Source organism: Curtobacterium sp. MCLR17_040 (assembly GCF_003234735.1).
In the GTDB taxonomy this organism is placed as follows: domain Bacteria; phylum Actinomycetota; class Actinomycetes; order Actinomycetales; family Microbacteriaceae; genus Curtobacterium; species Curtobacterium flaccumfaciens.
Map to the genome: position 1 here is coordinate 147,608 of NZ_QKTE01000007.1, position 20,310 is coordinate 167,917.

Sequence of the window (20,310 nt, forward strand, 5' to 3'; positions counted from 1 at the left end):
TGCTGGCTGTCGTCATCGAACGAAGGACAGCCATGCTCACCACCACAGCCCCTGACCTGCGGGCCGCCGCGCAGATCGTCGAGGCGTACTCCGTCCAGATCGACCGGTTCGCCCGTCGGTTCCCCGTCGACGAGATCGCGCGCATCGCGGCCGTGCTCGTCGACGCGCACCGCGACGGACGCTCGGTCTACGTCTTCGGCAACGGGGCCTGCGCGGCGTTGGCGAGCCACATGGCGGCCGACCTCGCGAAGAGCCTGGCTCCGACCCGGCAGGCCGACCCGCTCGCTCCGGTCGCCGAGCGGCTCCGGATCCTCGCACTGACCGACAACGCAGCCATGATGACCGCCGTCGGCAACGACTTCGACTACGACGACGTCTTCCTCGAGCAGCTGCGGGTCCTCATGCGCACCGGGGACGTCGTGTTCGGCCTCAGCGCCTCCGGGGGGTCCACCAACGTGCTGCGCGCGCTCGACTTCGCCCGCGACCGCGGTGCCGTCACACTCGCCTTCACCGGGGCGATGCAGGCACTCCCACCGATCCTCGACGTCGTCGACGTGGCAGCCGTGGTGCCGTCCTGCGACATCGACGTCATCGAGGACTTCCACGTCGCGTACCACCACGCGCTCACCAGGGCCTTCGTCGCCGGCGTCCAGGTCGCTCGCTCGTGATCATCGCTCGTTCACCGCTCCGCGTCTCCTTCTTCGGTGGGGGCAGCGACCTCCCCGCGTACTTCTCCGAGCAGCCCGGGTGTGTGGTCAGCACCACGATCGACCTCGCCGTCGAGACCGTCATCCGGCCCCGTGCACGTGGCGGGATCCGCGTCGCGACCGACGGTGTGCAGACGGTGGACACCCCGGCAGCCATCGAGCACGACTTCGTGCGCGAAGCCCTGCTGCACGACACCCCGGCGGTCCCGGTCGACGTCTCGATCCACTCCGACGTCCGGAGCTCCGGTACCGGCCTCGGGACATCGGGCGCGGTCGTCACCAGCCTGGTCGCGGGGTTGGCGGCACTCCGCGGTGTCGACCTCGAGCCGAGCGCGCTCGCCGCCACGGCCAGTGAGATCGAGATGATCCGGTGCGCGCGTCCGGTGGGGCTGCAGGACCAGACCGCGTCCGCCCACGGGGGACTCCGTCGGTACGACTTCGACACCGACGGCTCGACGATCGCGACGTCGATCGACATGCCGGCCAAGGCCCGACACGAACTCGAGTCGTCGCTCGTGCTGGTCGACACCCTCATCGGGCGGGATGCCGGGAAGCAACTCGGCCGCCAGGCCCGCACGATGTCGCAGCCGGGCGGAACGCGGGACCGCGTGACGCGGATGGTGGAGCTCGCCCGGGTGATGGGCGACGAGCTCGCCACCGGCCGCACGGACTCCTTCGGCCCCGCACTGCACGAGGCATGGATGCTCAAGGCCGAGGTGCTCGGAACGACAGCGAGCCCCGTCATCGACCTGTACGAGCACGGTCGCACGCTCGGGGCCACCGGCGGGAAGCTGCTCGGTGCCGGCGGTGGCGGACACATGCTGTTCGTCGTGCCCCCGTCCGAGCGTGCTGCGTTCGTCCGTGCCCTCGGTCCCGAACGGGTCGTCCCCTTCGCCTTCTCGGAGACCGGGACCCGTGTCCGTCTCGCGTGACCGCCACCGGTCGCTGGAACGGCACTCCGAACGGCCGCTCGACGGCGTCGACGCACTCTTCCTCGACCGGGACGGCGTGCTCGTCGTCGACCACGGGCACGTCGGGTCGCTCGATCGCACCGAGCTCGTCCCCGACGCGATCGAAGCGGCCGCGAGGGCCTGGCGCGACGGTGTCCCGGTGGTCGTCGTGACGAACCAGAGCGGCATCGCCCGAGGCTGGTACGACTGGTCCGGTTTCGACACCGTGAACGGGCACATCCGCCGAGCCATGCAGTCCCACGGCGCGGACGTCGACGTGATGGTCGGGAGTGCTCGGCTGCCCGGCGACCCGGACCCCTGGCGGAAGCCCGGACCCGGGATGGTCCTGGCAGCAGCAGCAGCGTTCGGCATCCGGCTCGCCGGATCGTGGATCGTCGGCGACCGGCCGTCCGACCTCGCCTGCGGTCGAGCCGCCGGGCTCGCCGGCGGTGTCCTCGTCGGTGACCTCCACGCCACGGGCGTGACCCCTGCCGCCGGGATCACCACGGCGGCCACGATGATCGGCGCGACGGCCGGTCGACGGGACCCCGCACGATGAGCGGCGTCTCACCGCAGCCCACGGTCGGCGTCGTCATCCCGGTCGGGCAGCGCACCACCGTCGAGCTCGGCCCGCAGTTCGCGGCACTCGCCCGGCAGACGTGGACCGGACCCGTCGAGATCGTGGTCAGCTGCAACGGTGAACCCCGCCACCTGGTCGACGCGCGCATCGCGGCCGTGACGTGGCCGAGCGGCTGGACGGTCCGTTCCATCGACTCGTCCGCGATCCGAGGCGCTGCCCCGGCACGGAACGCCGGCTGGCGTGCGCTCCGTGCCGACCTCGTGCTGTTCTGCGACGCTGACGACGTCGTCGCGGACTCCTGGATCGAGGGGATGGTCCGGGGGTTGGCTGACGCCGGTGTCTGCACGGGGCCGCTGCTGCACGAGGCACTGAACGAGCCGTGGATGTGGGAAGCGCCCGAGCAGGCATGGCCGATCGTGCGGTTCGGGCACCTCCCGCACACGTCCGCTGCCAACCTCGGCATGCGGCGCACCGTCCTCGAGGCCACCGGTGGGTTCGACACGTCGCTCGGTGCCGCCGAGGACATCGACCTGGCATGGCGTGCGACGTACCTCGGGTTCCCGACGCACTTCGAGCCGTCCGCGTCGGTGCAGTACCGGCTCCGCCGAGGCACGCGGGAGCTGTTCCGGAACAACCGGCACTACGCGCGCTGGGACCGCGTCCTCGTCGACAAGCACCGAGCGCACGGTGCCGCCTGGCGCCCGCGCGAGGTCCTCCGTCACCTCCTCGCCACCGGGTGGGCGCTCGTCCGGGCTCCGTTCGGCCGGCGGCGACGACGTGCTGCGGCGATCCGCCTCGGGACGGTCGCCGGCTGGGTGGAGCGTTGGACCGGTCGGCGACCGACCTCCACCTAGGGCGGTCAGCCGACGTCGCCGTACCGCTGGCGCAGGTGCTCCGCGTAGCCGCCGGGCGTCCGGCCGGCGAAGCGCCCGCTCGTCACCACGGGCAGGTCGACGGTGGCGTCCACCCGGAAGCCGAGCGCCCGCGCCCGGGCCACCAGCCGCGCGTCCTCGTGTTCGGGCACGGGGTCGAACCCGCCGAGGCTGACGTACGCCGCGGCGAGCACGCCGAGGTTCGCGCCGTGCACGTGCCCGAGGGCAGCGCCGGGCGGGTGCGCCCGCGTCCAGCGGTCGAGCACCGCGGGCGCCAGGTCGTCCGGGTCGGGGACGACGGCACCGACGAGCACCTGCGCACCACCGGCGAGGGCGTCGGACTGCTGGACGAGCCACCGTTCGTGCACGCGCGAATCGGCGTCGGTGTGGGCGAGCCACCGGGCAGCCGGATCGCCGTCGTGGGCACGGAGCGCGTGCGTCGCCCCGATCGTACGTGCCCGACCGACCCCGACACGGTCCGTGGTCAGGACGTCGACGGGGTACCGATCAACCACCGAAGCGGTGCCGTCCGTGCAACCGTCGAGCACCACCGTGACGGCGGCGTCGAATCCGGGTCGCTCCGCGGCGAGCCGGTCGACGGCCACCAGGAGCGCGTCGAGGCACGCGGCGATCCGGTCAGCCTCGTCGTGCGCGGGGACGACGACGTCGATGCGTGCACGCTGTTCCGGTCGCGTCACCGGATGATCCCCTCGGCCCGGGCCACCGAGGTGACCGCCGGGCCGGGCAGGACACTCAGGACGAAGTCCTCCTCCACGTGCCGGAGCAGAGCGGGACGCGGCCACCGTTCGGTCAGCCGCGCGTCCACCGCGTCACCGCTCGACACGGCCTCGTCGTCGGGGTGTCGCCAGTGGCAGGCTACGAGCACGCCGTCGTCGTCGAGCGACCCGAGCACACGGTCGATCGTCGCGTCGAGGTCGGCGGGCGACAGGTAGTACCCGACCTCGGACATCACCACCAGGTCCCAGCGCCCGTCCGGCCACTCCGCCGGCAGGGCCGCCTGCACGAACCGCGCGGTCGGGGCACGGTGGGCAGCACGCTCCAGCGGCGCCGCCGAGATGTCGGTGCCGAGCACGTCGTCCGCGCGTTCGGCGAGGGCGGCCGTCAGGACCCCGGTGGCGCAGCCGAGCTCGAGCGCCGACCGGTAGCGCGGGCGGGGGAGCGCCGCCAGCGTCACGGCCCGCTTGCGCTGCTCGTACCAGGACCCGTCGAAGTCCCACCCCTCGGGCTTCCGGTCGTAGTGGGCGTCGAACGACTCGCGCGACCGCGACGCGGCGGACCCCGGTGCGAAGAACCACTCCGTCGTCCGCAGGTGGTGGGCGGCGTGCCGGTCGTCGACGATCGCCTCGTCTCCCGGTGCGTCCGACAGGGGCCGGGTCTGCGACGGATAGGCGTCGAGAGCGGAACGCTTCCGGGCGACGAGGTCGTCGGGCAGCGCGAGGGCCCGGACGTCGTCCCACGGGGCGACGGAGTGGTCCGGGTCGTCCCAGTGCCAGGCCCAGATCGGGTACGCGAGCAGGTCGACGTCGGAGGCGCTCGCCGCAGTGGCCTGGGCGACCTCGCCGGCGATGCGGTGGTCGCGGTGCCCGTCCCCGCGCCACGGCGCGACGAGCAGCACGGGGCGGGCGGCATCGGCGAGCACGGTGTCGAGGCTGTCGACGACACGGTCTCGGTGTTCGCGGGTCGCGCCGTCCGGGATCCCCACCGACGTCGACGTCACGTCGGGGTGCAGGGTGCGCAGGGCCGCCACGAACTCGTCGTCACGGGCGGTGGCGAGTGCCTCCGGGGTCGTCGTGGGGGAGTCCGGGTGGGAGCGCTCGCCGCGGGTGAGGAGCAGCACGTGCACGGGGATGCCGACCGCTGCAGCGGCCGCGATCAGCCCACCGGCGCCGAGGGTCTCGTCGTCGGGGTGGGGCGCGACGACCACCACCGACCCGGTGCCGGCCAGGTCGATCGCCGGTGTGTCGAGGCCGTCGAGGAACCCCGTCCACGCCGCCGGGTCGGTGCCCGGCTCGCGGTGGTCGAAGCTCACCACGCGACGCCGCCCCGCTCGAGCACCATCCGGCCGATGCGGGCGAGGTCCCGCGCGCCGTGGTCCTGCAGGACGTAGAGCTCGAGGTCGGCGACCCGTGCGGCGACTGCGGGGTCGGCGGTCAGCGGTGCCGGGCCGATCGTCGAGACCACCCGCTCGCGCACGGCGTCGACCGAACGGCGTACCCGCGACCGGACGGTCTGGGCGAGCAGCCGCCAGTCGGTGTCGTCGGAACCCTGGTCGGACCCGTCGATCCGGGCGGCGGCGTCGGCGAGGGCGTCCTCGGCGTCGGCGAGGTCGGCCACGGTGGCGCCGAGGGCGGCCTGCAGCAGCTCGGACTCCGGGTGTGCGGCCGCGGTGTCCCGGAGCACCCGGGCGAGCCCGACCGCACCGCCCCACCAGCAGGCCGCGACGCCGATGCCGCCCCAGGCGAAGCCCGGGCGTCGCAGGTACCAGCCGGGTGCGCCGACGGGTCGTGCCCGGACGCCGTCGAAGTCGACCGGACCGCTCGGCAGGTCCGGCATGCCGCGTGCGACCCAGGCCTCGTCGTGCGCGGTGACACCGTGCTGTCGCAGGTCCACGGCGACGAGGACCCGCTCGTCACCCAGATGCGCGGTGACCAGGGCGTGCGAGAGCGTCGAGGCGAGCGAGCACCACGGCTTCGTGCCGCGCAGCAGGACCGTGCCGTCCTGCTGTGGTGCGGCGTCGAGCCGGAGGCCCGGCCCCTCGGCCGCGAAGACGCCCCAGGTCGAGCGGTCCGGGGCGTCGACCCCGGCCTGCGCGAGGATCCCGAGCGCGTCCAGGTGCGGTTCGACGGTGCGGGCGGTGGCGACGTCCGCCGCGGCGACCGCGGCGAGCGTGCCGAAGAACCCGCCGGCCGTGCTGGCGGACAGGGGTGGGGTGGTGGCGGCGACCGCCCGCGCGACCGCGAGGCGGTCCGTCGGTGGCGAGCCGGGCCTCCCGGTCGTCCGTTCGATCCGCGCGGTGTCCAGGTGCCGGGCCGACGGGGGCCAGGCTGCAGATCGCAACATGCTCCCAACGTACGGAGCGGCAGACGTGGACGTGTCCTCAATCCACAGAACGCACTGGGCCGCGCCACAGACGACTCATAGGAACTTCTCGATACTCGAAGACGTGACCATCTCCCAGCCCGCAGCAGCCCCGCGCCTCACCCGTGCCGACGGAACCCCGTTGCGCATCCTGGTCGTCGACGACGAAGCCAGCCTCACCGACCTGTTGTCCATGGCGCTCCGCTACGAGGGCTGGGACGTCAAGAGCGCGAACGGCGGGCAGGACGCCCTGACGACCGCGCGGGAGTTCAAGCCCGACGCGATGGTGCTCGACGTGATGATGCCGGACCTCGACGGGCTGCAGGTGCTGAGCCGGCTGCGGCAGAACAACGACGACACCCCGGTGCTGTTCCTCACCGCGAAGGACTCCGTCGAGGACCGCGTGACCGGGCTCACCGCGGGCGGCGACGACTACGTCACCAAGCCGTTCTCCCTCGAGGAGGTCGTGGCGCGGCTGCGTGGGCTCATCCGCCGCTCGCAGATCTCGATCTCCGAGGCCGGGGACTCCCGCATCGTCGTCGGCGACCTGGTGCTCGACGAGGAGTCGTACGAGGTGCACCGCGCCGGCCGCCCGATCGAACTGACCGCCACCGAGTTCGAGCTGCTCCGCTTCCTGATGCGGAACCCCCGTCGCGTGCTCTCGAAGGCGCAGATCCTGGACCGGGTGTGGTCGTACGACTTCGGCGGCAAGTCGTCGGTCGTCGAGATCTACATCTCCTACCTGCGCAAGAAGATCGACGCCGGTGAGACCCCGATGATCCACACGGTGCGCGGCGTCGGGTACGTCATCAAGCCGACCTCGTGACCCTGCGGCGCCGGCTCGTCCTGAGCATCGTCGCCCTCGTCGTCGCCGTCAGCGCGGTGATCGGGGCGGCCAGCATCATCGCGCTCTTCTCGATCCAGACCAGCGCGATCGACAAGCAGATCACGAGCGCCACCCACCGGGCGCAGCGGTACCTGCAGCAGAACCAGTCGGGGCAGCCGAGCATCGACCTGTCCCGGCCGTCCGGGCAGGCCGCCGGCACCCTGACGGCGTACTTCGTCGACGGGCAGGTCGTCATCGCGAACGTGCTCGACGACTACGGCCGCCCGAGCGGGGTCCCGCAGACGAGCGCCGAGGCACTGGGGTCCGTCCGTGTGGACGCCGACCCGGAGACGATCGACCTCGGCTCGAACGTCGGGCGGTACCGCCTCGCCGCCGTCAACGTCGGCCCGGCCGTCCTGGTCGTGGGACTCCCGATGGCCCCCGTCTACGACAGCGTCTGGAAGCTCTTCGGGGTCGTCCTCTCCGTCGTGGCGACCGCACTGGTCGCCGGTTCGGTCGTCGCCGCGTTCGTGGTCCGGCAGTCGCTCCGGCCGCTCGAGCGCGTCGCCGAGACCGCGTCCACCGTCGCGCGCATGCCGCTCGACCGCAGCGACGCCCTCGACGGTGTCCGCGTGCCCGACACCGACCCCCGCACCGAGGTCGGCCGGGTCGGCAGCGCGTTCAACCGCATGCTGGGGCACATCGGCAGTGCGATGCAGGCGCGGGAACGCTCGGAGCAGAAGGTGCGGCAGTTCGTCGCCGACGCCTCGCACGAGCTCCGGACCCCGCTCGCCTCGGTGCGCGGGTACGCCGAACTCACCCGGCGCATGGGCGGCGACCTGCCGAAGGACGTCGTCTACGCCATGAGCCGCATCGAGTCCGAGTCCATCCGCATGACCTCGATGGTGGAGGACCTGCTGCTCCTCGCCCGGCTCGACGAAGGCCGCGAGATCCAGTTCGCCGAGGTCGACCTGACCGGACTGGTGCTCGACGCCGTGAACGACGCCCACGCCGCCTCGCCCGAACACCCCATCGAGGTCGACGTCCCGCCGGAGCCGGTCACCATCACGGGCGACGCCGCACGCCTGCACCAGGTCATCGTCAACCTCGTCACCAACGCCCGGACCCACACGCCCGAGGGCACCCGCATCACGGTGGGCCTCGCCCCGGTCGACGGCGGCGTTGACCTGACCGTGCGCGACACCGGTCAGGGGATCGACCCGGAGTTCCTCCCGAAGCTGTTCGAGCGCTTCGCCCGGGCGGACAGTTCGCGGTCCCGCACGGTCGGGTCGACCGGCCTGGGGCTCGCCATCGTGGACGCGGTCGTGCAGGCGCACGGCGGCCGGGTCGAGGTCACGAGTGAGCCGGGGGACACCGTGTTCACGGTGCACCTGCCCCGCGACCCGGCTGCGGCTGCCGCCGCGGCAGGGGCTGTCGCCGGGGCCGGGGCCGGGGCTGTCGCGTCGTCGTCGGCTGACCCTGCCGGGTCCGCGGACTGGTCGGCGACACCCGCTGCGGTGGACCGGACCCACTGACGGTCGGGAGGCGCGGTGCGGGCCCGCACCGCGCCTCCCGACCGCTGTTTGGCGACGCCCACGGCGTCTGGTACAGTTCTCGAAGCCAAAGACCGCCGGATGTCGTGCTGCTCGCAACGTGTTTGTGAACATCGTGACCGAAGGTCCTCACTCGTGAGGCATCCCGCGCAGGTGTTCCGAACCACTCCCACCATCTGGTGAGAGCAGCTCCGAGCCTCTGCGCCGGAGCTTTTTTCGTTCGTGGACCTGGGGCTGCCGGCAAGACCCCCAAGGAGAACCATGGCGAACAAGGAAGCTGCGGTCGCCGAGCTCACGGAGTCCTTCCGTAGCTCGAACGCCGTTCTGCTCACCGAGTACCGCGGTCTCACGGTCGCGCAGCTCAAGGAGCTCCGCAACTCGATCCGTGAGCACGCCACGTACGCCGTGGTGAAGAACACGCTGACCAAGATCGCGGCGAACAACGCCGGCATCTCGTCGTTCGACGACGAACTCGCCGGTCCGTCCGCTCTCGCCTTCGTCCACGGTGACACCGTCGCCGTCGCGAAGTCGCTGCGTGCATTCGCCAAGGCGAACCCCGAGCTCGTGGTGAAGGGCGGTTACTTCGACGGTAACCCGCTCACCGCGACCGAGGTGGACAAGCTCGCCGACCTCGAGTCCCGTGAAGTGCTGCTCGGCAAGCTCGCCGGCGCACTCAAGGCCTCGCTGTTCGGTGCTGCGTACCTGTTCCAGGCACCCCTCTCGCAGGCCGTCCGCACCGTGGACGCCCTTCGCGAGAAGCAGGAGTCCGCGGCCTGATCAGGCTCGCGTTCATCAACCACACGTACTAGCTAGTAGTAGGAGAAAATCATGGCGAAGCTTTCGCAGGACGAGCTCATCGAGGCCTTCAAGGAGCTCACGCTCATCGAGCTCTCGGACTTCGTGAAGAAGTTCGAAGAGGTCTTCGAGGTCACCGCGGCCGCCCCGGTCGCCGCTGCCGCCCCCGCCGGCGCAGCTGCTCCGGCCGAGGCCGCTGAGGAGAAGACCGAGTTCGACGTCATCCTCAAGTCCGCTGGTGACAAGAAGATCCAGGTCATCAAGGAGGTCCGTGGCCTGACGTCGCTCGGCCTCGGTGAGGCCAAGGCGCTCGTCGAGACCGCCGACGCCAAGATCCTCGAGGGTGCGAACAAGGAGACCGCCGACAAGGCGAAGGCGACCCTCGAGGCCGCTGGCGCCACGATCGAGCTCGCGTAGTCTCGACCGTTCCGGTCACGAAGGCCGCTGCCCCTCGGGGTGGCGGCCTTCGTCGTGTGCGCGGTGCTGCGCGCGGCGGCGGCGGCTTGACTGTCGCCGAGACTCGGCTGTGCGGACACTTTGCCGGCCGTTGGAGCGGGAAGTTGTCCGGTGGGCCGAGACTGGACCCGTCGCAGGAGCTGCTCATGGAGCGATCAACACCTCGTGCGAGCGGAGCAGCGCACGGAACCGGTCGAGGCTCTCGAGGTGCCACCAGGTCACCCGGATGACGGACCGGACTTCTCGGCGGGTACGGATGCGGTCCTCCCGGCGCTTCTCCTGCCAGAGGACGTCGCCGGGATCGCGACCTGCGAGCATCTCGCGGTCGACGTACTTCTGCTTGCCATCGAACTCGACGACGACTCCGGCGTCGGGCAACCAGAAGTCGACGCGGTCGCGAAACCCGTTCGTGACGAACTCATGCTGCGGGTGGATGGTGGTCACTCCCAGTTGCACGAGTCGGATCGAAGAGTACGACTCACCGGGTGACTCGTGTGCCGGATCGAGCGCAGTGGCGACGAGCCGAGCCCTCCGGCCACCACGCGATGCGGGCGGCGGCAGATGTTCCTCGAACACCTTCCTGTCGATCGCCTTCATGCGTACCGCATGGTCGATGGCCACGGCGGCTACTGCCGGGTCACACGTTCGCGCGACGGCCATCGCCGTTCCAAGCGCATCGACCACCGGGACGCCGTCGAATCGGCTGCGGCCGAGGCGCAGGCCAGCGGGGTCGATACCGTGTCGAATGAGTCCGACCCGGTGTTCGACGCCGACCAGCTCCCAGTCGACGACGTGAATCCGCTCCGGAGCCGGTCCGATCAACGGCCAGCCATGGATGAGCGCAGCCGTGACGTGGGAGAACGCGCTGGTCGGACCCAGGTCGGGAGCGACAGCCCGAGCCATGGCGAGGTGCTTGTCCGCCTTGTCGAGTGCATCCCACACCCGCTTGTCCATGTAGATACCCGCACGGAGCCGAACGACTCGCCCAGCGGCATAGAGCCGTCGGAGTTGTCGTGCTTGCGATGGATCCGACCGCTCGGCGCGGAGGAGATCGGGCCGTGTCTGGTGCAGTTGCATGATGCGAGTGTGCGGACTCTGATGTGCGCTGTGTGCCCTCCGGCGGGATCTGTGGAGAGAGGGAGGTCACGACTGTCTCGAGGACGGTGCCGAGTCTCGTCTGGGCAGACGTTTTCGCGCCTTGGTGAGCCGTGGAGAGTCCGCCTGGCCGAGACTCGGCGCGGGCGGGCGGGCTGCGCGGCGCGGGGCGGCGCGGCGCGCGCGTCAGCGCAGGGTGCTGTGGCGGCGTCCGTAGGCCAGGTAGAGCAGGGCGCCGGCGACCATCCAGATGCCGAAGGCGATCCAGGTGGTGGTGCCGAGGAACACCGCGAGCAGCACGCAGCTCAGGGTGCCGAGGATCGGCACGACGGGGAACAGCGGCACCCGGTACGAGCGCTCCAGGTCGGGCTGCGAGCGGCGGAGCACGATGACGGAAACGTTCACCAGGGCGAAGGCGACGAGGGTGCCGATGCTCGTGGCGTCGGCGAGTTCCCCGAGGGGCACGAGCGCGGCGACGATCGTCACGGCGATCCCGATGATGAGCGTGTTCGCGATCGGGGTGCCGGTGCGGCGGGAGACCCGGCCGAAGACCTTCGGCACCAGACCGTCGCGGGACATCGTGAGCAGGATGCGGGTCTGGCCGTACAGGACGGTGAGCACGACGCTGGCGATGGCGACGACTGCCCCGATCGAGAACACGAGGGCGACGAGCGGCTGCCCCGTGACGTCGACGACGATGCGGACGAGCGACGCCTCGGACGACGAGAACGCGGTCCACGAGCGGGCCCCGACGGCGGCGATCGCGACGAGGATGTACAGCGCGGTGATGAGCGCGATCGAGCCGATGATCGCCCGGGGCAGGTCGCGGCGGGGGTTCTTCGCCTCTTCACCGGCGGTCGAGGCGGCGTCGAAGCCGATGTACGAGAAGAAGAGCCGTGACGCGGCGGCGGTGACCCCGGCGGCGCCCATCGGGGCCAGCGGCTCGAAGTTCTGCGCCCGGAACGCCGTGAACGCCACGACGACGAAGAAGACCAGCAGGGCGATCTTCACGATCACCATGACGGTGTTCACCCAGGCGCTCTCGCGGGCACCGGGCAGCAGCACGGCGGTGGCGAGCAGGACCAGGACCGCCGCGGGCAGGTTGACCACGCCGCCGTCGACCGGGGGAGCGGAGAGTGCGGTGGGCAGGTGCAGTCCGAACACGCGGAGGGTCTCGTCGACGTACTCGCTGGCACCCACGGCGACCGCGGCCACCGAGACGGCGTACTCGAGCACGAGGCACCAGCCGCAGATCCAGGCGATGCCCTCGCCCATCGTGGCGTACGTGTACGAGTAGCTGGACCCCGAGGTCGGGACGGCGCCCGCCATCTCGGCGTACGACAGCGCGGACAGCAGCGCGGCGATCCCCGCGACGACGAACGAGATCCAGACGGCGGGACCGGCGAGCGGGACCGCGGTGCCGAGGACCACCAGGATGCCGGTGCCGAGCGTGGCCCCGACGCTGATCATCGTGAGCTGCCAGACCCCGAGCGAGCGACGGAGCGGTTCCCCGTTCACACCGCGGGAGGCTTCGGCCTGCAGCTGCTCGATCGGCTTGCGGCGGGCGAGCTGCGCCCCCAGGGACGTGGGACGTGACGGCGCGGACGACATGGGACCTCGGTGGTGCGGGGACGGGGACGGCACATGCTCGCACGCCCCCTGAACGGGGTCAAATACTGCGGTGCTGTGGACAGGGCGGTCGATGTCCGAGCGCGGGGCTACGGTGGCTCCATGAGCATGGGACACGGCGGGCGAGGCGGCGGTCCGCGCGGGGGCGGGCGCATCTCGAGCGGCGACTTCCGCGCGCAGAAGGCCGCCAACGCCGAGGCGCCGAGGATCCCGCACCTGGTCCGGCGCATCGCCGCGCTGTTCGAGCCGCACCGCCGGGCGATCATGCTCACGGTCGTCCTCGTGCTGATCGGTGCGGCCATCTCGGTCGTGCCGCCGCTGCTCACCCAGCAGGCGTTCGACCGCGGGCTGTTCCCGCCGTCGGGTCGCCCGGACGTGCCGGTGCTGATCGAGCTCGTGTCCGCGATGGTCCTGCTCTGGATCGCGAGCGCCGGGGTCGGCGTCTGGCAGACGTACCTGACCGCGACGGTCGGCAACAAGGTCATGGGTGCGATGCGGATGCGCCTGTTCGCGCACCTGCAGCGGATGGAGCTCGCGTTCTTCACCCGAACCAAGACCGGCGTCATCCAGTCGCGCCTGCAGAACGACGTCGGCGGCGTGGCGAGCGTGCTGAACAACACGATCTCGTCGGTGCTCGGCAACACCGTGACCGTGATCGCCGCCGTGGTCGCGATGCTCCTGCTGAGCTGGCAGATGACGCTGGTCGCCGTGGTCCTGCTGCCGCTCCTCGTGATCGCGCAGCGCCGCGTCGGCCAGGTCCGCGCCCGCATCGCCGCGCAGACGCAGGAGTCGCTGTCCGACATGACGGCCATCACCCAAGAGGCGCTGAGCGTCTCGGGCATCCTGCTGGCGAAGAGCTTCAACCAGCAGGCCAGTGAGACCCGCCGCTACGGGGACGAGAACCGCAACCAGATCACCCTGCAGGTGCGCCAGCAGATGTCCGGGCAGTGGTTCTTCGCGATCGTGCAGATCTTCCTGTCGATCATCCCGGCGATCATCTACGTCGTCGCCGCGTACCTGATCATCGGGGACGTCCCGATCACGGCCGGCACGATCGTCGCGTTCACGACGGTGCAGTCCCGGCTGCTGTTCCCGACGGTCGGGCTGCTGCGCGTGGTCCTCGACCTGCAGACCTCCGGTGCGCTCTTCGCCCGCATCTTCGAGTACTTCGACCTCAAGCCGGCCATCACGGACTCGCCGACCGCCCGGCCCGTGGACGAGTCGAAGGTCGGCCACGTCGCCTTCGACGACGTCGTCTTCACCTACCCCGACGGCGAAGCCGACAAGCCGACCCTGCGCGGGGTGTCGTTCGAGCTCCGCCCCGGGCAGTTCGCGGCCTTCGTCGGTCCCTCCGGCGCGGGCAAGACGACGGTGTCCTACCTGGTGCCCCGGCTGTACGAGGCGACCGAGGGATCGGTGCGGTTCGCCGGGCAGGACGTCCGCGACCTGGTGCACGAGGACCTGATGCGGCACGTCGGCATCGTCAGCCAGGAGACGTACCTGTTCCACGCCACGATCGGCGAGAACCTGCGGTACGCCAAGCCCGACGCCACCGACGACGAGCTCGAGCGTGCGGCCCGTGCGGCGAACATCCACGACACGATCGCGTCGTTCCCGGACGGTTACGACACCGTCGTGGGGGAGCGCGGCTACCGCCTGTCCGGTGGCGAGAAGCAGCGCATCGCCATCGCGCGGGTCATGCTGAAGGACCCGCCGGTGCTCGTCCTCGACGAGGCCACCAGTGCACTCGACTCCATCTCGGAACACGTCGTGCAGACGGCGCTCGACACTGCGGCGGCCGGTCGGACCACCATCTCGATCGCGCACCGGTTGTCGACGATCCGCGACGCCGACGTCATCTTCGTCCTGGACCACGGGCAGATCGTCGAGCAGGGCACGCACGACGAACTCCTCGCCCTCGACGGCACGTACGCCCAGCTGCACCGGCAGCAGAACACGTCGGCGGACGTCGTCCGGCCCTGACCGGTCGTGGTCGCGACCGAGCGCCGGACAGGAGGCCCGTGGTGGCGTCCGCACGGGCCTCCCGTCCGGCGCGCAGCGCGACCAGGGCACGTCGCCCGCCGCGGGATCACGGTGCGTTGTCCGCGCACGACACATCCCAGCGGGACGCGGGGACCGCGTCCTAGACTCGACGCCGTGCGTTACGCGAACTCCGTCGTCGACCTCGTCGGCGACACCCCGCTCGTCAAGCTCAACCGGGTGACCGAGGGGGTGCGGGCGACCATCCTGGTGAAGGTCGAGTACCTGAACCCCGGTGGGTCGTCCAAGGACCGCATCGCCACCCGGATCATCGACGCGGCCGAGGCCTCCGGTGACCTGCGCCCCGGCGGCACCATCGTCGAACCGACCTCCGGCAACACCGGCGTCGGTCTGGCCCTGGTCGCACAGCAGCGCGGCTACCGGTGCGTCTTCGTGCTGCCCGACAAGGTCGGCGAGGACAAGCGCAACGTGCTGACGGCGTACGGCGCCGAGATCGTCGTGACCCCGACCGCGGTCGCGCCGGAGCACCCCGAGTCCTACTACTCGGTGTCGGACCGGCTCGTGCAGGAGATCCCCGGCGCCTACAAGCCGAACCAGTACGCGAACCCGAACGGTCCCCGCAGCCACTACGAGACCACCGGTCCGGAGATCTGGCGCGACACCGAGGGGCAGATCACCCACTTCGTCGCGGGCGTCGGGACCGGCGGCACGATCTCGGGCACCGGACGGTACCTGAAGGAGGCGTCCGACGGCGGCGTCCGCATCGTCGGGGCCGACCCCGAGGGCTCCGTGTACTCCGGCGGCACCGGTCGCCCGTACCTGGTCGAGGGCGTCGGCGAGGACTTCTGGCCGAGCGCGTACGACGCCGGCGTGCCGGACGAGATCATCGCGGTGTCGGACGCCGACTCCTTCGCGATGACCCGGCGCCTGGCGCGCGAAGAAGGACTGCTCGTCGGCGGATCGAGCGGCATGGCCGTCGTCGCGGCGCTCCGCGCGGCCCGTGACCTGACCGAGGACGACGTCGTCGTCGTGCTGCTGCCGGACGGCGGCCGCGGGTACCTCGGCAAGATCTTCAACGACCGGTGGATGCGCTCCTACGGCTTCGCCGAGACCGACGACGAGCGCACCGTCGGCTCGCTCATCGCCGGCAAGGACGGCCGCCTGCCCGACCTCGTGCACGCGCACCCGGCGGACACCGTGCGCGACGTCGTCGACATCATGACCAAGTACGGCGTCTCGCAGATGCCCGTGCTCAGCGCGGAGCCGCCCGTCGTCATCGGCGAGGTCGTCGGCGCCGTCGAGGAGAAGGCGCTGCTCGAGCAGGTCTTCACCGGCACCGCGAAGATGTCGGACGCGCTCACCGGCTTCGTCGGCGACCCGCTGCCGCTCATCGGGGTCGGCGAGTCGGTCTCCGCGGCGCGTCGTGCGCTCGAGTCGGCCGACGCGCTCCTCGTCGTCGCGGACGGCAAGCCCGTCACCGTGCTGACCCGGCACGACCTCCTCACCTACCTCTCCGAGTAAGGAACCACCGAGCATGACCGAGTTCAGCACCCGGGCCGTCCACGCCGGCCAGGAGCCCGACGAGACCACCGGCGCCGTCATCCCGCCGATCCACCTGACGTCGACGTACGTGCAGGACGGCGTCGGCGGCATGCGCAACGGCTACGAGTACTCGCGCGCCGGCAACCCGACGCGTGACTCGCTGCAGGTGCTCCTGGCCGACCTCGACGGCGGCGTCGCGGCGTCGTCGTTCGCGTCCGGGCTCGCCGCCGAGGACGCCCTGCTCCGTGCCGCGCTGGTCCCCGGTGGCCGCGTCGTGATGGGCAACGACGTGTACGGCGGCACCCACCGCCTGGTGAGCCGGCTGCACGTGCCGTGGGGCGTCGAGCTCGTCGTCGTCGACATGAGCGACCTCGACCAGGTCCGTGCAGCCCTGCAGGGCGCACCGGCCACCACCGTGCTGTGGGTCGAGACGCCGACGAACCCGCTCATGAAGATCGCCGACATCGCCGCGCTCGCGACCCTCGGGCACGAGTCGGGCGCACTGGTGGTCGTCGACAACACGTTCGCGTCGCCGTACCTGCAGCAGCCGCTGTCGCTCGGCGCCGACGTCGTCGTGTACTCGACCACGAAGTACCTCGGCGGACACTCCGACGTCGTCGGCGGAGCCGTCGTGCTGGCGGACGAGGAGCTCGCGGCGAAGGTGCAGTTCCTGCAGTTCGGCGCGGGTGCGATCTCGTCGCCGTTCGACGCCTACCTGACCACCCGCGGCATCAAGACGCTCGCGGTGCGCATGGAGCGGCACTCGCGGAACGCGCAGGCCGTCGCCGAGGCGCTCGTCGTCGCGCCCGGTGTCGAGCGCGTCTACTACCCGGGCCTGCCCGACCACCCGGGGCACGACGTCGCCGCACGCCAGATGCGCGGCTTCGGCGGGATGCTCTCGGTCGCGCTTTCCGGCGGCGCCGAGGCGGCGAAGCGGTTCGCGGAGTCGACGGAGCTGTTCGCCCTGGCCGAGTCGCTCGGAGGAGTGGAGTCGCTCATCGGGTACCCGAGCGAGATGACCCACGCGTCGGTGAAGGGCACCGAGCTGGCCGTGCCGGAGAACGTGGTCCGCCTGTCGGTGGGCATCGAGGACGCCGGCGACCTGGTGGCGGACCTGGAGCAGGCGCTGGCGCGCTGAACCGGGCCCTGCTGCCGCGGTGACGCGGGCCCTGCTGACGCGGGACGCGGGACGCGCCACCGTGTCGTCGGCGCCCACCCCTACGATGATCAGGTGAGCACAACGGCGTCGCGGACCAGCCTGCTGAGCGGGCCGTACGCCCTCGCGACGATCGGCATGGTCGCGATCGTCGGCGTCGCGGCGTTCCAGAACCTGGCGATGACGACGATCATGCCGGTGATCAGCCGCGACCTGGACGGCGAGACCCTGTACGCGCTCGCCTTCGCCGCTCCGCTCGCCGCCGGGGTGCCCGGCATGGTCCTCGCCGGCAACTGGGCCGACCGCGCGGGCGGGCGGATCGTGGCCTGGGTGTCGGCGGTCTTCTTCGCCGTGGGGACCGCTGTGGTGATGCTCGCGCCGACCATGGAGGTGTTCCTGGCGGGCCGGCTCATCGAGGGGTTCGGCGCCGGGGCGATCGACGTGGTGCTGTACGTGCTGGTCGCCCGGATCTTCCCCGCCGAGCTGCACGGACCGGTGTTCGCCGGGTTCGCCGCGGCCTGGGTCGTCCCCGCGCTGATCGGTCCCGCGCTGGCCGGCATCGTCACCGAAACCTGGAACTGGCACTGGGTGTTCGCCGGGGCCCTGGTGATCGCGCTGGCGGCGTTCGTCCTGCTCGTGCCGACCCTCGGCCGGTTGCACGCCCCGGCCGCGTCGCTCCGCCCGCCGTGGCAGCGGGTCCGGATCGGGTGGTCGGTGGCGGCGGCCGTGTCGATCCTGCTGCTCAACGTGGCCCCGGACCTGACCCCGTGGGGCATGGTCGCGGCGGTCGTCGTCGGGCTGGTCGGCACCTGGTTCGCCCTGCGGCCGCTGCTGCCGACCGGGACGTTCCGCGCCGCGGCCGGGCTGCCGTCGGTCGTGCTGCTGCGCGGGCTCGTCGCCGCGTCGTTCTTCGGGAGCGAGGCGTACGTGCCGTTCCTGCTGCAGGCCGAACACGGGCTGTCGCCGTCGGCCGCCGGGCTCGCCCTGACGGTGGCGGCACTCAGCTGGGCCGCGTCGAGCTGGGCGCACGGTCGTCTGGGGGAGCGGCGGCTCACCGCCCGGCGCACCTTCGGGGTCGGGCTGACGCTGGTGCTCGTCAGTCTGGTGACCGCGCTCGCAGTCGCGACGTTCGACCTGTCGTGGTGGGTGCTGGTCGCCGGCTGGTTCGTCGGTGGTGCGGGCATGGGCGCGATCTACCCGCGCGCCTCGATGCTGACGCTGCGGTTCTCCGGCGAGGGCGACGACGGGTTCGCGAGCTCGGCCCTGACGATCGCTGATGCCGCGGGCAGCGTGATCGGTCTCGCGGTGACCGGCCTGCTCTTCACCGCGACCGGTGGCGCCGACGGCACCGTGTCGTTCCCCCTGGTGTTCGCGGCGATGATCGGGTTCGCCGCGCTGGCGATCGCGGCCGTCCGACGGCTCGGCCCCGTGCCTGCGCCGGTGACGACAGCCCCGGCAGGCCCGGGCGGAACAGTCCCGTCGCGGACTCCGTCGTCGCACGGCCCGGCCGCCGGGTAGCGTGGCAGACCGGACCGAAGAGGAGACCACCGTGCTGCGCATCGTCGCCGTGACCGTCGCCCTGGCGGCGGCCCTGACCCTGGCCGGGTGCCAGGGCACGACGTCGGCTGCCCCCACACCCGTGCAGAGCACCGACCTGACGAGCTCTGACGGGGGTTTCGACCAGCAGGCCGTGATCGGTGTCGTCCTGGTGCACGACGACGCGGCTCTCGCCGACCGGCTCCGCACCGACCTGACCGATGCCGGGTTCCGGCCGGACGTCCGGGTCGCTCCGGCATCGGGTGCAGCGGCGTCCCAGCGGACCGCGGTCGCCCAGCTCGTGCGGAAGGGGGCCAAGGCCCTGCTCGTGCACGCCGCCCGACCGTCCGCGCTGACCGGCGTGATCCAGACCGCCCACGACGCCGGGGTCGTCGTCGTGTCCCTCGGTGATCCGCTGCCCGCGACCGGCACCGGTGGCGACGGAGTGTCCGCCGACTACCGCGTGCCGTCGGAGGGCGACGACGCCGACACCGCGGCGACGGCGGTCGACGTCGTGCAGTCCCTGCAGCGTGGCGAGAAGCCGGAGACCGACCCGACGGACGGCGACACGACGGACGCCGAGTAGGAACGGTCCGCTCAGCTCCACCACGCCGGGAACGACAGCGTGATCGTCTCGACCAGCGCCTTCCGCGACCGACGGGGCCCGGCGAGCCAGGCCTCGATCGCCCCGACGAAGCCCTGCGCCACGAACCCCGCGGCGACGTCGTCGAGCAGGTCGGGCCGGTGGGCGGGGTCGAGCTCGCGGATGTGCAGGGCGCTCGACACCGTGAAGTGCTCGACGAGCAGTCGGTGCAGCGAGGCGTCGTTCGGGTCCGGCAGCGCCTTGCCGTAGATGTCGCGGTGCGTCGTCACGTGCTCGACGACGGCGTTGATGCCGCGCCGGGTGATGGCCGCGAGCTCGTCGGCTCCGGCGCCCCGATCGGCGGCGGCCCGGCGCTCGTCGGCGTCGTCCTGCCGGATGCGGTCGAGTTCCGGCGTCAGGACGTCGGCGAGCAGCGATCCGGGGGAGACGGCGTGCGAGTAGAACGTGGCCCGGTTGATGCCGGCGGCACGCGTGACGTCGGCGACGGTGATCTCCGAGACCGGTCGGTCCGCGGCGAGTCGCAGGATCGCCTCGCGCAGCGCTGCAGTGGTGTGCAGGATCCGGGCATCCACCATGACGCCCACCCCCTTCTGATCCGCTTCACCCGGAAGGCCCCCGAGCAACCCGACGCTACCGCATGGTCCTCGCCGGGCCGAGGGGCAGCACGAGCCGCTTCACGCGGGCGGCCCGCACCGGCGGCGCCGTGCACGCACCGGCGACCGTAGGATGGTTCCGCGGACGAATCGATTCGATCGACCCGCGATCACCCCCCCCGCCCCGAGGTCGAAGGACTGCTGCTCGTGACCGCGCCCGCCACCACCGGTTCGATCCGGGTCCTGCACCCCGGAGACTCGCTCTCCCGCGGGCAGCGACTCTTCTACGTCTTCGTCCTGGGCGCACTGACCGCGC

General features: G+C 71.7%; 19 protein-coding genes. 13 read left to right on the top strand and 6 right to left on the bottom strand.

The features are described from left to right. Positions 1-32: 32 nt before the first annotated feature. From DEJ01_RS08725 to DEJ01_RS08740, 4 genes are read left to right on the top strand one after another with little or no spacing between them, the layout of a single operon-like run. Positions 33-668: an SIS domain-containing protein gene (locus DEJ01_RS08725; protein ID WP_181438396.1), complete on the top strand. Its 636-nt coding sequence runs from the start codon at positions 33-35 to the stop codon at positions 666-668. Beyond that, complete coding sequence (locus DEJ01_RS08730) at positions 665-1,639, top strand: hypothetical protein (protein ID WP_181436749.1); 975 nt, start codon at positions 665-667, stop codon at positions 1,637-1,639. Before DEJ01_RS08725 ends, DEJ01_RS08730 begins: the two co-directional genes overlap by 4 nt. Then, entirely contained in the window at positions 1,623-2,216 is a 594-nt protein-coding gene (locus DEJ01_RS08735) for an HAD-IIIA family hydrolase (protein ID WP_181438397.1), read from the top strand. The genes DEJ01_RS08730 and DEJ01_RS08735 overlap by 17 nt, the downstream gene beginning before the upstream one ends. Then, positions 2,213-3,091: a glycosyltransferase family 2 protein gene (locus tag DEJ01_RS08740; protein WP_111092743.1), complete on the top strand. Its 879-nt coding sequence runs from the start codon at positions 2,213-2,215 to the stop codon at positions 3,089-3,091. Before DEJ01_RS08735 ends, DEJ01_RS08740 begins: the two co-directional genes overlap by 4 nt. A 5-nt stretch (positions 3,092-3,096) precedes the next feature. Here the strand turns inward: DEJ01_RS08740 and DEJ01_RS08745 are convergent, their stop codons facing one another. The 3 genes from DEJ01_RS08745 to DEJ01_RS08755 are packed head-to-tail and all read right to left on the bottom strand — an operon-like array spanning position 3,097 to position 6,190. Beyond that, on the bottom strand, positions 3,097-3,807 hold the full coding sequence (locus tag DEJ01_RS08745; RefSeq protein ID WP_181438398.1) for a glycosyltransferase family 2 protein: 711 nt from the start codon (positions 3,805-3,807) through the stop codon (positions 3,097-3,099). Further along, positions 3,804-5,159 (bottom strand): bifunctional PIG-L family deacetylase/class I SAM-dependent methyltransferase, encoded by a 1,356-nt coding sequence (locus DEJ01_RS08750; RefSeq protein WP_258375666.1) that lies wholly within the window; start codon positions 5,157-5,159, stop codon positions 3,804-3,806. Before DEJ01_RS08750 ends, DEJ01_RS08745 begins: the two co-directional genes overlap by 4 nt. Beyond that, positions 5,156-6,190: an acyl-CoA/acyl-ACP dehydrogenase gene (locus DEJ01_RS08755; protein ID WP_111092746.1), complete on the bottom strand. Its 1,035-nt coding sequence runs from the start codon at positions 6,188-6,190 to the stop codon at positions 5,156-5,158. Before DEJ01_RS08755 ends, DEJ01_RS08750 begins: the two co-directional genes overlap by 4 nt. 103 nt (positions 6,191-6,293) lie before the next feature. Here DEJ01_RS08755 and DEJ01_RS08760 point away from each other — a divergent pair, with 103 nt between their 5' ends. The 4 genes from DEJ01_RS08760 to rplL all read left to right on the top strand — a co-directional run bounded on the left by DEJ01_RS08760 (position 6,294) and on the right by rplL (position 9,799). Continuing rightward, positions 6,294-7,034 carry a response regulator transcription factor gene (locus tag DEJ01_RS08760; RefSeq protein ID WP_017888661.1) on the top strand — a complete coding sequence of 247 codons (741 nt, stop codon included), beginning with the start codon at positions 6,294-6,296 and terminating at the stop codon, positions 7,032-7,034. Then, complete coding sequence (locus tag DEJ01_RS08765; RefSeq protein ID WP_111092747.1) at positions 7,031-8,569, top strand: cell wall metabolism sensor histidine kinase WalK; 1,539 nt, start codon at positions 7,031-7,033, stop codon at positions 8,567-8,569. Before DEJ01_RS08760 ends, DEJ01_RS08765 begins: the two co-directional genes overlap by 4 nt. A 279-nt stretch (positions 8,570-8,848) precedes the next feature. Next, positions 8,849-9,364, top strand: coding sequence for a 50S ribosomal protein L10 (rplJ, locus tag DEJ01_RS08770; protein ID WP_017888663.1), 516 nt, complete (start codon positions 8,849-8,851; stop codon positions 9,362-9,364). A gap of 51 nt (positions 9,365-9,415) precedes the next feature. Then, on the top strand, positions 9,416-9,799 hold the full coding sequence (gene rplL / locus DEJ01_RS08775; protein ID WP_027466380.1) for a 50S ribosomal protein L7/L12: 384 nt from the start codon (positions 9,416-9,418) through the stop codon (positions 9,797-9,799). A 183-nt stretch (positions 9,800-9,982) separates the two neighbouring features. Here the strand turns inward: rplL and DEJ01_RS08780 are convergent, their stop codons facing one another. Beyond that, entirely contained in the window at positions 9,983-10,792 is an 810-nt protein-coding gene (locus tag DEJ01_RS08780) for a hypothetical protein (RefSeq protein WP_111046796.1), read from the bottom strand. 327 nt (positions 10,793-11,119) lie between these two features. Continuing rightward, complete coding sequence (locus tag DEJ01_RS08785) at positions 11,120-12,544, bottom strand: amino acid permease (RefSeq protein ID WP_111046802.1); 1,425 nt, start codon at positions 12,542-12,544, stop codon at positions 11,120-11,122. Positions 12,545-12,670: 126 nt separating this feature from the next. Between DEJ01_RS08785 and DEJ01_RS08790 the strand changes: the two genes are divergently transcribed. The 5 genes from DEJ01_RS08790 to DEJ01_RS08810 all read left to right on the top strand — a co-directional run bounded on the left by DEJ01_RS08790 (position 12,671) and on the right by DEJ01_RS08810 (position 19,383). Then, entirely contained in the window at positions 12,671-14,545 is a 1,875-nt protein-coding gene (locus DEJ01_RS08790) for an ABC transporter ATP-binding protein (protein ID WP_071405027.1), read from the top strand. Positions 14,546-14,719: 174 nt separating this feature from the next. Next, positions 14,720-16,084: a cystathionine beta-synthase gene (locus DEJ01_RS08795; RefSeq protein ID WP_110863383.1), complete on the top strand. Its 1,365-nt coding sequence runs from the start codon at positions 14,720-14,722 to the stop codon at positions 16,082-16,084. A gap of 13 nt (positions 16,085-16,097) precedes the next feature. After that, positions 16,098-17,243, top strand: a complete 1,146-nt coding sequence (locus DEJ01_RS08800; protein ID WP_056070707.1) for a cystathionine gamma-synthase — start codon at positions 16,098-16,100, stop codon at positions 17,241-17,243. A gap of 93 nt (positions 17,244-17,336) precedes the next feature. Beyond that, a complete protein-coding gene (locus tag DEJ01_RS08805; RefSeq protein WP_111092748.1) occupies positions 17,337-18,779 on the top strand; it encodes an MFS transporter in 1,443 nt (480 codons plus the stop codon). 1 nt (position 18,780) lies between these two features. Further along, positions 18,781-19,383 (top strand): substrate-binding domain-containing protein, encoded by a 603-nt coding sequence (locus DEJ01_RS08810; protein ID WP_111022264.1) that lies wholly within the window; start codon positions 18,781-18,783, stop codon positions 19,381-19,383. A gap of 11 nt (positions 19,384-19,394) precedes the next feature. Here DEJ01_RS08810 and DEJ01_RS08815 read toward each other — a convergent pair whose 3' ends face one another. Next, complete coding sequence (locus DEJ01_RS08815; protein WP_138803833.1) at positions 19,395-19,976, bottom strand: TetR/AcrR family transcriptional regulator; 582 nt, start codon at positions 19,974-19,976, stop codon at positions 19,395-19,397. Between the last annotated feature and the right edge of the window lie 334 nt (positions 19,977-20,310).